Origin of the sequence: Thalassotalea sp. 1_MG-2023 (assembly GCF_030546745.1) — a bacterium.
In the GTDB taxonomy this organism is placed as follows: Bacteria; Pseudomonadota; Gammaproteobacteria; order Enterobacterales; family Alteromonadaceae; genus Thalassotalea_C.
Genome location: NZ_JAUOPD010000003.1, coordinates 75,964 through 92,302, shown reverse-complemented (window position 1 = coordinate 92,302; position 16,339 = coordinate 75,964). Strand labels below are relative to the sequence as shown.

The following is a 16,339-nucleotide window of genomic DNA, read 5'->3' as shown; positions in this document are numbered from 1 at the left end:
CAGGCATTCAATGAGCGATATACGGTCTTTTTTGATCAGTAACAAAGCAGGCGATGAGGTGTGCATCACTAATTTTGGTGCACGCATTATTCAATGGTATACAGACGTTAATGGTGAAGAGCGCAACATCGTGCTTGGCTACTCTTCTCTAGCTGAATATCTAGATGACCCGTTTTACCATGGGGCAATTGTTGGCCCTTTTGCGAATCGTATTGAAAATGCACGCGTTGAAATTGATGGTCAAACGTATCAGTTAGATGCCAACGAAGGTTTAAATCAATTACACGGAGGTAGGCATGGTCTAAGCCAACAATTTTGGCAGCTCGAAGACCAACAAGCGCAATCAATCACGTTATCTTGTCAATTAGCAGATGGTCATGATGGTTACCCCGGCGCTACTTCATTTTTCGTGGAATATCAATTGACAGATGACGGTGAATTACAGATTCAATTATCCGCCGAAACAGAAAAAAATACGGTGGTAGGCTTAACGTCACATCCTTACTTCAATCTTGCTGGTGTTGAAAATGCAGCCGATAATCATTTACTGACAATTAATGCTGAATATTACACTGAAGTTGATAGTAAGATGATCCCTACTGGGGCAATACTTCCTACAAAAGACACACGCTTTGATTTTCAAAAACCACGTATTTTAACCCATGATCCGCGTGATGAAGTTGATCAAAACTTTGTCGTCAATCCGCGAAATAAAAGCCAAGCCATCTTGATCAGCCCCGATAAACAATTACAACTACACGTATCGAGCGATTTACCTGGTTTGCAAGTTTATACCGGTCACCACTTATTCGGCCGATTTAGTGCAAAGCAAGGTATTTGTTTAGAGCCTCAGTATTTTCCAAACAGTCCAAATTTAAAAGACTTTCCGTTTGCTCTCACTACGCCAGAGCAACCTTTTTCAGCAAAAATTTGTTATCGTTTAGTTAAGCCACAAACCGATATCACAGATAACTAATTGCTAGCGGAATAGAATCAATAATTGTTCCGCTATTTTGATACTCCGCAGTGAATAAGTATTCAATTATTAGCAGGAGAGTTTGCATTAAATAATGAAGCCGAGATGAAAAATACTTACTTTGTATAAAATATTTTTAATAACATCGTTTAATAATAATGTATCTAAAGTATACGAACCCCCTATGTATTCTCGCTTATGTTTTTTAGTTATTTGTAGGTTTCATAATTCTTTAAAAATAGTTTAATAATACGCTGGTATTGCAAAAAAATTCTGGTAATCTGTTTCACCCCTAATGAGGATATTCGATGGATTTTTATCCAACAAGCGTCTTTGCTTAATTTTCGTTATCCACATTAGATAATAATAAGAATAAATAATTAAAAGGATTTTGATCTCACCTTTTTTATTTAAGAAACATACTGTTATGTAATTTTTGCACCGCAATAAATCCATTTTATTGTGGGAACAGCTAATGTTTTCAACAAAGTTATCCACAAGCAAAGATACTAATTTTTAAGAATTTTTCGATACCGCTAGTGCGTAAGCATTGAATATGTCATGCTTAGCAAAATTTTTCTGTGTTACCTCGAAAATCATGAATACACCTAACTTATCTCCACTCATTTTAGTTGATGGCTCTTCTTACCTTTTCCGCGCTTATCATGTTCCTTATTTACAAGCACTATCAACTGCCGATGGACAACCTACTGGGGCAATAACTGGCGTACTTAATATGATTAAGAGCCTTAAAAAAGATTATCCTAACGGAAATATCGTTGTTGTCTTTGATGCAAAAGGTAAAACTTTTCGCAATGACTTGTATCCAGAATATAAAGCCAACCGTCCTCCCATGCCTGATGATTTGCGTACGCAAATTGCCCCCTTACATGAAATCATTGAAGCTATGGGGTTACCTCTGTTAGTTATTGAAGGTGTAGAAGCTGATGATGTGATTGGTACGCTGTCTGCTCAAGCAACAGAAAAAGGCATTGAAACTGTCATTTCAACCGGTGATAAAGACATGGCGCAATTAGTGAACAAGCATGTCCGTCTGATAAACACCATGACCAATGTAGAGATGGATGTAGATGGTGTTATTGAAAAGTTTGGCATAAAGCCCGAGCAAATTATCGACTATCTCGCCTTAATGGGTGATAAAGTCGATAACATTCCTGGCGTTGAAAAATGTGGTCCTAAAACCGCGGTAAAATGGTTACTGGAACATAATACGCTTGAACAAGTTATTGCTAATGCTGATAAAGTAAAAGGTAAAATTGGTGAGAATTTACGTAACGCGCTTGATCAACTTCCTTTATCTTATGAACTTGCAACAATAAAGCTTGATGTAGCCCTTGAAAAATCCATTGAGGAGTTAGTACCAACCTCTCCCGACAAAGCAACACTTTCCACTCTATATAAGCAGTTTGAATTGCGTCGTTTACTTGCTGAATTAGATAACGGTGATAACAACGAATCAACCAGCACGCCGTCAGCACCAGAAAAAAGTGAACAAATTGATGTCGATTATGACACTATTTTTTCCGAAGAAGCTTTTACAGAGTGGCTCGAGAAAATAACGTCTGCTGATTATTTCGCATTTGATACTGAAACAACCAGTGTTGATTACATGAAAGCAGAACTAGTAGGTTTGTCATTTGCGATAGCGCCTGGCGTTGCTGCTTATGTTCCTTTAACCCACGATTATGAAGATGCGCCTAAGCAACTTGATCGAGATTGGGTGTTAGCTCAACTAAAACCTCTACTTGAAGATAAGCAACAAGTCATTATTGGCCAAAATTTAAAGTATGATGCTAATGTGCTGGCGCAATATAACGTCGCTATCAATTGTACTATTTACGATACCATGATCGAGTCTTACTGTTTAAATAGTGTTGCGACACGTCACAATATGGATGCATTGGCAGAAAAATATCTTGATTATAAAACCGTACATTTTGAAGATATCGCCGGCAAAGGCGCTAAACAATTAACATTTAATCAAATTGATATAGAAAAAGCCGCGCATTACGCCGCTGAAGATGCCGATATTACCTTTAGGCTTCACCAAGCAATTTTTGCACAATTAGAACAGTTAAAAGGCCAGTTATCAGTCTTCACTGATATTGAAATGCCATTGATGCCAGTGCTCGCAAGAATGGAGCAACAAGGCGTGCTCATTGACAGTGATTTATTGGATCAACAAAGTCAAACCATTGGTGCTAGGCTACAAGAGTTAGAAGTGGAAGCACACAATATTGCAGGACAGAGTTTTAATTTAAGTTCGCCTAAGCAATTACAACATATTCTTTTTGAAGAATTAAAAATTCCTGTTATCAAAAAAACGCCCAAAGGCGCGCCTTCAACGGCTGAAGAAGTACTGCAAGAACTTGCGTTAGACTATCCTTTACCTAAGGTGATTTTAGAAAACCGTGGATTAAGCAAATTAAAGTCTACATACACAGACAAGCTACCACTGATGGTTTCGCCTAAAACTGGCAGAGTCCACACTTCATATAATCAAACTGTAGCCGCGACAGGCAGATTGTCTTCCACAGATCCTAATTTACAAAATATCCCAATTCGTAGCGAAGAAGGACGTAAAATTAGGCTGGCCTTTATTGCGCCAGAAAATCATAAAATTGTTGCCATTGATTACTCACAAATTGAGCTACGCATAATGGCACACTTATCGGAAGACCCTGGTTTAGTTTCCGCTTTTGCGCAAGGTAAAGATGTACACCAAGCCACCGCAGCAGAAATTTTCTCTGTGAGTTTAGATCAAGTAACCGCCGATCAACGTCGAAGTGCCAAAGCGATTAATTTTGGCTTAATTTATGGCATGTCTGCTTTCGGTCTTGCTAAACAGCTCAACATTGCTCGCAATAAAGCACAGGAATATATGGACAAGTACTTTGAACGCTACCCACGTGTTTTAACCTACATGGAAGAGACGCGTCAACAAGCAGCTGAACAAGGCTATGTTGAAACACTTTTCGGTCGCCGTTTATATTTACCTGAAATTAAATCTAAGAATGCAATGCGCCGTAAAGGAGCAGAGCGTGCAGCAATTAATGCTCCTATGCAAGGCACAGCAGCGGATATCATTAAAAAAGCAATGTTAGCAGTTGATACTTGGATTGAAGCAAAACAAGATCCGCGCATAAAAATGACCATGCAAGTACACGATGAGCTTATTTTTGAAATTCATCAAGACATTGTAGAAGAGGTTACAGAAAGTTTAGTCACGATTATGAATGATGCTGTAAAACTCAGTGTGCCATTGATAGCAGAAGCGGGTATAGGAGACAACTGGGAACAAGCTCATTAAAGCTTTCCTTTGTACTTTTATTTCACTTTAAATTAAAAGTCGCCAAATAGCGGCTTTTTTATTGGTGAATAAGCAATGCAAACGATTAATAACCGTAAATTTAAAACAAAAATGTAAATTTATTACATTTTTACTTTACAACATCTGAGTTTTTACTCTATAATCTCATCTGTTCCTTAGCGAACACTTGTTGTAATAATTTGTATATTCTAGCTTTCCTCATAGCTAATGGCCCGATGATAATGTCATCGGGCTTTTTTTATTACAAATCATCCAAAATATGATCTATGGAAACTAAACGTTTCAATCATCATCAGGGTCAATAATTGGCTCAATAGGCTTAGGCTTACTTCGCCCTGACTTTCGTAACGCGTCGCGTAATACATATTCGATTTGTGCATTTAAACTACGTAATTCATCATCAGACCATTGCTGCATTGCTGACAAAATTTCTTCATTAATTCGTAATGGATATGCTTTTTTTGCCACGATTGCCTCTATGTAAAAAGCAGAGCAAAAGCTCTGCTACATGATTAATATAAACTACCGGTATTTAACACAGGTTGAGCAGCTTCATCACTACATAATACAACCAGTAAGTTACTTACCATAGCCGCTTTGCGTTCGGTATCAAGTTCAACAATTTCGCGCTCTGATAATTGCGTTAGCGCCATTTCAACCATACCAACCGCACCTTCAACCACTTTTTGACGAGCCGATATAATGGCCATCGCTTGTTGACGACGTAACATCGCATTTGCTATTTCTGGTGCGTAAGCTAGATGACTTATTCGAGTTTCAATGACTTTTACGCCTGCTTTATCTAATCGCTCTTGTACTTCTTTTCTTAACGCATCTGAAATCAACGCCGAGTCACCACGCAATGACATTTCTGCTTCGTCATGATTATCATAGGCATAACTTGTAGCTAAATTTCGTAACGCCGATTCACTTTGAATAGAAACAAAGTCCTCATAATCATCTACTTGAAATACCGCTTCGGCAGTATCGACAACTTCCCAAACAATAACCGCAGCAATTTCAATCGGATTACCACTTTTATCATTAACTTTTAATTTACCGCTTTCAAAGTTTCTCACTCTCATCGAAACACGCGACTTACTGTAAAATGGGTTTGCCCAGCGTAATCCTGGACTATGCACCGTACCAACATATTTGCCAAATAACTGTAGTACTGCAGCTTGTTTCGGGTGCACCATAAAAAAACCAAACCAGCAGACAAACAACGTAATTGTCGCAACAACACTGGCGATAATTTGCCAGCCCGCATGACTTTGTAAACCATTAATTAACGCAGCTATACCAGCTATTTGTAACGCAAGTAATACAAATATAAACATGATGCCATTTGGCGCTTTTATTTCTTTTTCTGTAAACATGTTCATCTCCAACAATGAATAAATATGATATCACTATGATATCATATTTAAATTATGTCAATGTTTTTTAACTTATCAGACCCCCAAATACGGTCAGTGACAACATTTTTGCGGTAAAGATCCCGCGATACTACAGAATTATTGCTATGATCTTATCGTTAAATTATTGTTAATAGAGGGTGTTATGCAGAAAATTTTAACCACCTTAGTGGTTGCTTCATTAACACTGGGTGCAACATGCATTCACGCGTTTGAGCAAGAAAAATCAAAGACTATCTCAGAGTTAAACCAAATCGACATGAAATATCCAACAACCAAGCGAGGAAAAGTTTCCGACATTTATTTTGGCGAACAAGTAGCTGATCCATACCGTTGGTTAGAAGATGATCGCAGTGAAGAAACCGCAGAGTGGGTAAGTAAACAAAATGAAGTTACTTTTGACTATTTAGCTCAAATTCCTTATCGCGAACAGTTAAAAGACCGTTTAGAAGAAATGTGGAATTATGAGAAAGTAAGCGCCCCCTTTAAACGTGGCAAATACCAATATTTCTATCGTAATAACGGATTACAAAATCAAAGTGTGGTATATCGTCAAGATGAAGACGGTAATGTCGAAGAATTTTTAGATCCGAATAAATTCAGTGAAGATGGCACAACCTCATTAGCTTCACTAAGTTTTTCTAAAGATGGTTCGATTGCCGCATACTCAATTTCTGAAGGCGGCAGTGATTGGCGTAAAATCATTGTTATCGATGTAGAAACGAAAAAAGAACTTGAGGCGCCGTTAGTTGATGTGAAATTTTCAGGAATTTCTTGGTTTGGCAATGAAGGCTTTTACTACTCAAGTTATGATAAACCGAAAGGTAGTGAGTTATCAGCCAAAACTGACCAACATAAATTGTATTACCATAAATTAGGTACCGCTCAAAAAACCGATACCTTAGTATTTGGTGGAACTGCTGCGGAAAAACATCGCTATGTCGGTGGTTATGTGACCGAAGATGATCGCTATTTAGTGATTAGCGGCTCTGTGTCTACTTCAGGTAATCGTTTATTTATTAAAGATCTTGCTAAACAAGATAGCCAACTTGTTAACATCTTAGATCATACTGATTCTGATACGTATGTTATTGATAATGTAGATAGTAAATTATATTTAGTCACTAACTTAGATGCCCCGAACAAAAAAATTGTGACCGTTGATGCTAAAAATCCTGCGGTTGAAAATTGGCAAACGCTTATCCCAGAAACTGATCATGTATTAACGGCTACCACCGGTGGCGGTTACTTTTTTACTGAATACATGGTTGATGCTATCTCAAAAGTGTCTCAGTACGATTATCAAGGCAAGAAAATTAGAGACGTAGAGTTACCTGGTATAGGCAGTTCAAGCGGTTTTAGCGGTAAAAAAGATGAAACACGTCTGTATTACTCATTCACCAACTACAAAACGCCAAGCACCACCTATGCGTTTGATGTTACGTCCGGCAAAACTTCTGTGTATCGTAAGTCAGGCGCTAAATTTGATAGCGATTTATACGAATCTAAGCAGGTATTTTACCCGTCGAAAGATGGTACAAAAGTACCAATGATAATTACCTATAAAAAAGGTATTAAATTAAACGGTAAAAATCCAACTATTTTATATGGTTATGGTGGTTTCAACGTCAGTTTAACGCCTAGTTTTAGCGTTACTCGTGCTGTGTGGTTAGAGCAAGGTGGTATTTATGCAGTAGCCAACTTACGTGGTGGCGGTGAATACGGTAAAGCTTGGCATAACGCAGGCACCAAAATGCAGAAGCAAAATGTGTTTGATGACTTCATTGCGGCGGCAGAATTTTTAATCGATGAACAATATACATCAAGTGATTTCTTAGCCATAAACGGCGGCTCTAATGGTGGCTTATTAGTTGGTGCTGTGATGACTCAACGACCTGACTTAATGAAAGTTGCATTACCTGCTGTTGGTGTACTTGATATGCTCCGTTACCATACCTTCACTTCTGGTGCTGGCTGGGCATATGACTACGGCACTGCTGAACAAAGCAAAGAAATGTTTGCGTATTTAAAAGGTTATTCACCCGTTCATAATGTTAAAAAAGGAGTCAAGTACCCTGCAACTATGGTGACTACTGGCGATCATGATGACCGTGTTGTGCCTGCACATTCATTCAAATTTGCAGCAGAGTTACAAGATAAGCAAGGTGGTAAAGCACCAACGTTAATTCGTATTGAAACAAATGCGGGTCATGGCGCAGGTACGCCGATATCTAAAACTATTGAACAATATGCTGATATTTATGGCTTTACGTTATTTAACATGGGTTTTGAATCATTACCTAATCAATAATTAATATTGTGTTTATAATAAAACGCTAGCTTGAATACCAAGCTAGCGTTTTTTTTATTTTATAACTTTGTCACTTCGTAACCTGACTGTTCAAGTAACTGTAAAACATTATTTTCACCAACTAAATGACCCACACCAACAAGAACAAACTCTTTATCGTTATCATTAAACATTTTCTCTATTAACGGTATCCAATTTTGATTACGGTCAGTAAACATTTGTTTAAACGTGTCAGGATCTTCGTCTTTCACCTGATCAATCACTAACGACGATAACGTTTCACTGTCACCCGCTCGCCAAGCCGGCAACAACTGATTAAACATCTCTTTAAATTCGCTCATTTGTGCTATTGACGAACTAATTAATTCTTCTTCATTCCCTTGTCCCATATTTGCGATAAGGTTAATTTGAAAATCACTCGACTCTAAGTATTCTTTGCTTTTATTGTCTTTTGCAGCCATTTTGTTGAAGTAGGCATCAACTCCTTCACCGGCAAGTTGCGCACGTTTAGCTTCAAGCATTGCCATCATCATGACGATAAAACCAGGTTTAAAGCCATTCATTTCATTGACATTAATCCCAAACGCGGCCAGATAAGTTTCTAACTGTTTAAATGTTTCATCACTCAGCTTGTCACTCAACTTTTTATCATTCGTATATGAGACTTGCTGCATTAATTTCGCTTGAAAGCTCGTGTCGGTTGGATCAGGCAATTGAGTTTCTAAAACAATAGTGTCAGTTGCTTGATAGGCAGTTAAAAACTCTGCTGGTAAAGGAAATTCACTTGCCGGTAAAATATGAACCGTTCCACCAATATAGACTTGATCTTCCCCTTTCGATACTTTCCAAACAGACGTATCAGCCATACATACGTTGGTATTAAAGATGCCAATTGTTGCAATTAATCCAGCTTTAGTGATAAATTTTTTTACGTTATTAAATGTCATTTTCTTATCCTGTTAAACGTGCCCAATGGCACTATATTTAATGTTAATTATGTGTGATTTATTTTGTTAATGTGTTTATTGGTTTTAATGTAACTGTTTTAGTACTTAGGTTTAGGAGGTGTTTGTTTTGCTCCATAACTAATTGAATATCTTGTTTTGCCATTTTTTTTAGATCACTATGAGTAATCTGTTGTACTGATTTAGCCGAAGCACTGCCACATAATAAAGCCAGTAAGGCGATTAATGGGCCAATAATATACTGTTTGTGTTTTGTCATATTTTTCATCTTATCTTCCTCTCGTGCTATTGATACCGTAGCGATTGCTCGCTGATGGAAACAAGATTACGGCAGAAAATGCTTCCTGTCCCTTACCAAAGTCATATCAATTTACCCATAAGAATAAAACAGCATAAAATATTGTTATTGTTGCTATTTATTAAAAGATATCAAACCTTATCAAAACCTTATCATAGACTTATTTAACTCGATTTTACCTTTAACTAACTAATTTATTGAGATATTTTGTAGATGTGAAAAATATGTTACATTTACCATTAGATTTTCTTAATTAAGTACAATTCATGAATTTTCAAATAGGCCCTTGGTTATTCATACCGCAAAAATGCATTCTTTGCTCAAATTCCACAAATGATATCGAGTTAGAGCCTATTTTATTTAAGCTGCTAAGTTACTTTGTAAAACATCCTCACAAGATCATTTCTCGCCAAGAACTTGTAGAAAATGTGTGGCAACAAACATTTGTTGACGATAACGCTATCAATCGTGCAATGTCAGAACTCAGAAAAAAGCTATCACACCCAGAAAATGTAGCACCGTTAATCAAAACACATTACCGTAAAGGCTACAGTATTACGGTTGAGGTTATTGCCATATCTGATGAGAATTCATCAAACAATAAAGCTACCATTGAAACCAGCAATGAGAGCAATAGCGAGCACTTACATATTACCGATAATTTGTCAGCGAGTGTTATGCAGCAACGTAGTCGCATTAACTATAAACACTATCGTTTCATGTTTTTTGCGTTAATATCACTTGTGTTATTGATTGTCGGTTATCATATATTCACTTATTTTCAAGCGACTTCCACCAGTGAAACCAATATAAATAATCACGTAAAACCTGCAAAGGCGAGCTCAAAATTGTCGAATGAGCCTGTCAATAAATTACCCATTTCACATACTATACAAGGGGTGACGTGGAATTCAGGCCAAGAGCTTAGGCCCATTGTATCCTCAGATAACTTATTGTTCGCATACAACAATAGGGCCGAACCAAAGATAAACAGCTTTGTAAAACGTAAAGGTGATTTAAAAGAAGTACAATTGATTTACAAAGATTTTGATGTTACGTCTATCTCTTGGCAGCATGAAAGCCACAAGGTGCTCGCCGAAGTGACCAATTATAAAGACGAATGTTTTCTCGGCCTATTTGATCTCACTAGCTTTGTTGATAACCCACCCGTTACGAAACTAAAAACATGTGAAAAAGAGATATACGGTGGCGCTCATTTAGCATCAAATGGCAAGAAGTTGTACCTCATTGAGCTTGACCAAGTTAAACAAGGTGGCCAAGTGGTTGTTTACGATGTTAAAACAAAGAAGTCGACCTTACTTATTCCGTCAGGTGACACTCAATTTGGTGTCACTAACCTTAAGCTGTCACCTGACAATAAAAAACTTCTATATCAACGACATCAGCGGGACCAGCCATTATCGGTACATATAATGGACTTAACCACCCGAGACAATAATAAACTTTATCAAATACCGCATACCGGTGTGCCGCTTGTATTTGATTGGTTTCCAGATAGTCAACATATTGCAGTACAAATCGCTAGAGAGCTTACAATTTTTAATGTATCTGGAGATAACGTTAGCTCATATCCGATAAACATAAATAACTGGGTTGTAGGTTTGGCCGTTGAAGATACATCAAATATATTGCTCGCTATGGCAACTGGTCAAAATTTAGAGGTGGTTAATATCTCAGAACTGTTTAACCAGCAAAAAACAGTTAACGTAACCTCATTAGTGAAATCTGATTCAATGAATTACTATGCAACGACGCAATTAGATAACACAAAATCGCGCTATTTTATTTCAAGCCGTACAGGTAATTTACAGATTTGGCGTAAACAAGGACAGCAAGTAAAACAAATTTCAGCATTCTCTCAGAAAAAACCAAAAAAAATAGGCTCTTTAGTGTTATCGCCTGATCAAGAACACCTTTTATATTTACGCGGCGAACACTTAGAAACTTTTAACGTAAAAACTAACGCTGTTCAGACAGTTGAAATGCCAACGCACGGTGCCATTGGCAGTTATCAATGGCAAGAAGATCAGCAAAAAATATATTACGATATGGAACATGATGGCATTCGACAAATTTGGTCAACAAATTTAACGACTAACGCTCAACATCAATTAACACAAGATGGCGGCAAAATGTTACTTAAAGATGAGCATCAGCAAATATATTATATCAATGACAATCATTTACATCGCTTAAACGGTCAATCAAAACACAAAATTACCATTCCCATCGCGCAATGCTGGTGCTCAGTTTCTCTTACAACGGAAGCGTTATACAGCTTAGATAGCAATAATTTATATAAAATGACGCTTAATTCCGGTGAAGTATCAAGCACGACTATTCCCTTTAGAACATCCGGTTTTAAAATGGACAGCAATCACAGTGCAATCGCTGCAAAATATAACAATGCTCCATCACAAATAAAACGTATTACCTGGCAGAAACCATTACTTAATGCTGCAAAATAACAACCACCGCTTACATGTATAACTTCCATGTAAGCGGTTTCAATTGTATGATGGTATTAAATGCACAGTAGAAACTAACTGAGTGATAGGGTGAAGATAATACTAAAATATATCGTTTTCATTTATTTAACTATGGCTAGCATAAATGTATTATCAAACGAAGTACCTGATACATTTGACCCATTTGCCCAAGTCAATGCTAACCCGTTAGCTACCCAGCTACTCAATATTGCACAGAATGCCCGCAACGATTTATCAACAGCACAACAGCAATACAAGTCACTTGATACCAGTGAAATTGAGCAATTAGCATTACCACTACAAATAGCAAATCTATTGGCCAAAATAGCGATTAAACAAGCCAGTAATGACTATTTAGCAGCCAATACTTTAATCAATACTCTACAGTTATTTGCCAGTCAACATGATGAACAATGGATACTTAGTACTTATTACGAACGCCTAGCATTAAATAAAATGCGCCAAGGCAAGTACTTACAGGCAGCACAATATTCAACCCAAGCAATAGACTTAGCCGCCAGTATTAATTATCTATTTATTGAAGCAAGTGCCCGAATAACGCGTGGCGTTTCATATAGCAAGTTATCGAAAAGCGGGGAGGCCTTACAAGATTATATTAAAGCGCACGCTTATTTTCAGCACGTTGGCAATTTAGATAAGGTTGTTACCATTTATACTAATCAAGTGACCTTATACCTAGATCGTTTTGAATATGCACAAGCATTAATCATGTCAGATAACGCTATCTCAACGTTGTCATTAATGCCTCAAGCACCAACTAGTTTGGTTGCAGCTAACTACATTAATAGGGCGATTGCGTTAGCTTATTTAGGTAAGAAAGACGAAGAATTAAATGCTTACCTTAAAGCGCAAGAATACGCCCTACAAGCTAATGATCTAGAAATACAAGCATCTGTATACGCCAATATTTCAGATTATTTTTTACGATATAAAAATTACCAACTCGCCATTGAACGAGCTAAACGATGTATTGAAATTTCCGAGCAAATCAATCAAATCAATTTGACCGCTATTTGCTTACTAAACAAAGGGTTAGCAACGATACACAGTGACGAAATACAGCACGGTTTCGCCATGATTGAACGAGCTCATCAGTTAGCCGAAAGTGAAGGCATGAAAAGTACACTACTTGATGTTTACACTGCCTATACTGAGGCCAATACCGCAATTAACAATCATAAAGAAGCGAATAAGTGGTTAGCAAAAAGATATGAAGCGGTACTAACCAAAGCCAAGCACGACAGAGAGTACGACTTTAGCGAACAAGAACGCAACTTTAACGCTATTATTCAAGAACGCGAAAGCCTCCATCAATCGCTTAAAGCTAACATGATGAATAAGTTACTCGCGCAACAATCAAAGATGCAATGGTTATGGATCAGCCTGACACTAACGAGTTTATTATTACTCGGTGCTATATGGCTAATTATTCGCAGAAAAAAATAACAAGAAAAACACGCTCTATCGCATAATTCGCTATTTTCAACGTAATATGCCCAAAATAAGAAGAAACACATGTTAATCTTTTGTTATATTCTAACTTTGTGCTATACAATTCTATGTACTTATCAGAGTGTTGGATAAAAAACCCCCTTTGTACAAAAAACAGTTACGCTAAATTGAGTGAAGACAATTCACAATTAACGCCACTGTAAACAAGGAAGGCGCATCTGTTTGCCATTACCGTAAACTCACCAACACTCAATAAAGATTAAAATAATAATAACTTACAACCACGCACTACACTCAACGGAGAAAAAATATGAGGTTCGTTAAAGCCTTTGCATTAGTGTGCGCTCTTCTAGTGGCAAACACATCCTTTGCCACTAATGTAGAAGATATTCACACCTTTACACTAAAAAACGGCATGCAGTTTTTAGTACTTGAAGATCATTCAATTCCTAATGCGAACATGTATTTATTCTGGAAGGTCGGTTCAAGAAATGAATACCCAGGAATCACCGGATTATCACACTTTTTTGAACACATGATGTTTAATGGCTCGAAGAAATACGGCCCAAAAATGTTTGACCGTACCATGGAAGCTGCTGGTGGAAGTAATAACGCATATACTACTGAAAACTTGACTGTTTATACCGACTGGTTTCCTGCAGCCTCCATTGAAACAATGTTTGATTTAGAAGCTGATCGCATTGCAAATTTATCAATCGATAAAAACATGGTCGAGAGTGAACGTGGCGTGGTAACTTCAGAACGCAGCACAGGTTTAGAAAACTCTAATTTTCGCGCAATTTCAGAAGAAGTAAAAAATGCCGCGTTCCGTGCTCATCCTTATAGTTGGTCAGTGATTGGTCATCAATCAGATATTGACAATTGGAGTTTAGAAGACTTAAAACGTTTTCACAAAACTTACTATGCGCCGAACAATGCAGTCGTAGTAATCGCAGGTGATGTCACTGTGGCTAAGGTAAAATCTCTTGCTAAACAGTATTTCGAATCAATTCCCGCTCAAAAGCCCCCAAGAAAAATACATACTGTTGAGCCAGAGCAAAAAGGTGAACGCCGTGCTTATTTACATAAAGCTTCGGTAACCACTCCCAATATTTTAATGGCTTTTCATGTACCAGAAACCCAACATGAAGATTATTATGCCCTTGATATTTTGAGTGATATATTATCGGTAGGTGATAGTTCGCGACTACAAAAATCGTTAGTTAACGACAAACAAATTGCGAGTTCTATTTTTACTTATATGCCGCAATCTATTGATCCAAACCTTTTTTATATATACGCCGTTGCCGCTAAAGACATTAACGCTCAGGTACTGGAAAAATCGGTAATTGCCGAAATAAATTCCATTATGCGTGAAGGGATCACCGCACAAGAATTACAAAAAGTGAAAAACACAAAATTAGTAAATTTCTACCGTGAGATGTCGACCATTAATGGTAAGGCAAATACGATAGGAAGCTTTCAAATGTACTTCGGTGATTACAAGAAATTATTTTCAGCGCCGCAAGACTATGAAAAAGTTACCGTAGATGATGTACAACGTGTTGCCAAAAAATACCTACGTAAAGCCAATCGTACTGTTGGTGTATTATCTTCACAGGAGGATTCAAGTAATGAAGATTTATAACGCCCTATTGGCCATATTTTTCACCCTTATTAGCCAGATAGCAACAGCAGGATACACCTTGCCAAGCTATGAAAAATTCACCTTAAAAAATGGTTTAACGGTCATATTAATGGAACAACATGAAGTGCCGTTAATCGATGTTAATATCGTTGTTAATGTTGGCGCTATTGATGATGCTAATAACGCAGGGCTTAGCTACCTCACTGCTCAAAATTTGTTATTAGGAACTAAGCACCTATCTAAAACACAATTAGATCAACAAATAGATTTTGTTGGCGCAGAGTTGTACAGCACAGCTAATTTAGAATTTTCAACGATTGGAGCTTCTTTTGCTGTAAAAGACACCGATAACATCATGAACATTTTACGTGATGCGGTACTTTTTCCACGTTTTGACGAAACAGAATTTAAGAAACATAAAAGTCGACATGCTTTGCAGTTAACCCAAAGAAAAGAAAGCCCTAGATCTGTAGTAAATCAATACTTCAACCGTCTTGTATTTGGTCAAAACGGTTATGGTGCCGTAACGAGTGGCGATCAAGAAAGTATTAAGTCATTAAGCCTTCCCTTGATTAAACAACATCACAGTAAGTGGTATAAAGCCAATAACGCTGCGGTCATTGTTGTCGGTGATTTTGAAACCGAAGTAATGAAAGAGAAAATACAACAGTTATTCTCATCATGGTCTAGCGCTACTCCCGATTTACAACAACAAGACATTAAGAAAACCCCTCATGCTAGTTCACCGCAAGTGTTACTTGTAAATAAGGGAGATGCTCGCGAGTCAACTTTTTTAATTGGCGGTAAAGGTATCGCCAGAAATAACCCTGATATCGTTGGCCTTTCAGTCATTAATACTATTTTAGGCGGGCGTTTTACCTCTTGGTTAAATGATGAACTGCGTGTTAACGCCGGCCTTACCTATGGTGCGAGAAGTCGTTTTACGTCATATAGTCATGACGGTACATTTACTATTTCTACTTTCACGAAAACAGAAACAACCATTGAAGCCATTGATCTCGCGTTAAAAACCTATCAACGCTTATGGCAACAAGGTATTGATTCAGCTACCCTAACTTCTGCTAAAGCATACGTTAAAGGTCAATTCCCACCAAAATTTGAAACTGCCAATCAATTAGCTGACCTATTAGCAAATATGTATGGCTATGGATTCGATGAAAGCTATATCAATACCTTTGAGCAACAGGTTGATTCCTTAACGATAGAAAAATCTCGCCAATTGATTAATACCTACTTCCCTAAAGAAAACTTACAATTTGTCGTCATAGGTAAAGCAGATGAAATTAGAAAAGCGTTAACAAAATACGGTAAGATTACCGAAACAGACATTAAAAAAAGTGGATTTAACATCCAATAAGCATTCAGGA

General features: G+C 37.4%; 11 protein-coding genes. 7 read left to right on the top strand and 4 right to left on the bottom strand.

Features of this window, described 5'->3' with window-relative positions; genetic code table 11:
- Positions 1-10: 10 nt before the first annotated feature.
- Together Q4489_RS03210 and polA are read left to right on the top strand one after the other, a co-directional pair.
- Entirely contained in the window at positions 11-976 is a 966-nt protein-coding gene (locus Q4489_RS03210) for an aldose epimerase family protein (protein ID WP_303477013.1), read from the top strand.
- 598 nt (positions 977-1,574) lie between these two features.
- On the top strand, positions 1,575-4,307 hold the full coding sequence (polA, locus tag Q4489_RS03205) for a DNA polymerase I (RefSeq protein ID WP_303477009.1): 2,733 nt from the start codon (positions 1,575-1,577) through the stop codon (positions 4,305-4,307).
- 303 nt (positions 4,308-4,610) lie between these two features.
- Here polA and Q4489_RS03200 read toward each other — a convergent pair whose 3' ends face one another.
- Both Q4489_RS03200 and Q4489_RS03195 read right to left on the bottom strand, forming a co-directional pair.
- Positions 4,611-4,799, bottom strand: coding sequence for a hypothetical protein (locus Q4489_RS03200; protein ID WP_303477371.1), 189 nt, complete (start codon positions 4,797-4,799; stop codon positions 4,611-4,613).
- Positions 4,800-4,840: 41 nt separating this feature from the next.
- Complete coding sequence (locus Q4489_RS03195; RefSeq protein ID WP_303477007.1) at positions 4,841-5,707, bottom strand: SPFH domain-containing protein; 867 nt, start codon at positions 5,705-5,707, stop codon at positions 4,841-4,843.
- A gap of 298 nt (positions 5,708-6,005) precedes the next feature.
- Here Q4489_RS03195 and Q4489_RS03190 point away from each other — a divergent pair, with 298 nt between their 5' ends.
- Positions 6,006-8,057, top strand: coding sequence for a prolyl oligopeptidase family protein (locus Q4489_RS03190; RefSeq protein ID WP_303477368.1), 2,052 nt, complete (start codon positions 6,006-6,008; stop codon positions 8,055-8,057).
- Positions 8,058-8,116: 59 nt separating this feature from the next.
- Here the strand turns inward: Q4489_RS03190 and Q4489_RS03185 are convergent, their stop codons facing one another.
- Complete coding sequence (locus Q4489_RS03185) at positions 8,117-9,004, bottom strand: TraB/GumN family protein (protein WP_303477005.1); 888 nt, start codon at positions 9,002-9,004, stop codon at positions 8,117-8,119.
- Between the two features lie 58 nt (positions 9,005-9,062).
- Complete coding sequence (locus Q4489_RS03180; RefSeq protein WP_303477003.1) at positions 9,063-9,290, bottom strand: hypothetical protein; 228 nt, start codon at positions 9,288-9,290, stop codon at positions 9,063-9,065.
- A gap of 296 nt (positions 9,291-9,586) precedes the next feature.
- Here Q4489_RS03180 and Q4489_RS03175 point away from each other — a divergent pair, with 296 nt between their 5' ends.
- From Q4489_RS03175 to Q4489_RS03160, 4 genes are all read left to right on the top strand, one after another.
- On the top strand, positions 9,587-11,809 hold the full coding sequence (locus tag Q4489_RS03175) for a winged helix-turn-helix domain-containing protein (RefSeq protein ID WP_303476999.1): 2,223 nt from the start codon (positions 9,587-9,589) through the stop codon (positions 11,807-11,809).
- A 132-nt stretch (positions 11,810-11,941) separates the two neighbouring features.
- The gene (locus tag Q4489_RS03170) at positions 11,942-13,297 is read left to right on the top strand and encodes a hypothetical protein (RefSeq protein WP_303476996.1); all 1,356 of its coding nucleotides are present in this window, start codon (positions 11,942-11,944) and stop codon (positions 13,295-13,297) included.
- A gap of 316 nt (positions 13,298-13,613) precedes the next feature.
- Positions 13,614-14,951, top strand: coding sequence for a pitrilysin family protein (locus tag Q4489_RS03165; RefSeq protein WP_303476993.1), 1,338 nt, complete (start codon positions 13,614-13,616; stop codon positions 14,949-14,951).
- Complete coding sequence (locus Q4489_RS03160) at positions 14,938-16,329, top strand: pitrilysin family protein (RefSeq protein WP_303476990.1); 1,392 nt, start codon at positions 14,938-14,940, stop codon at positions 16,327-16,329. The genes Q4489_RS03165 and Q4489_RS03160 overlap by 14 nt, the downstream gene beginning before the upstream one ends.
- Positions 16,330-16,339 lie beyond the last annotated feature (10 nt).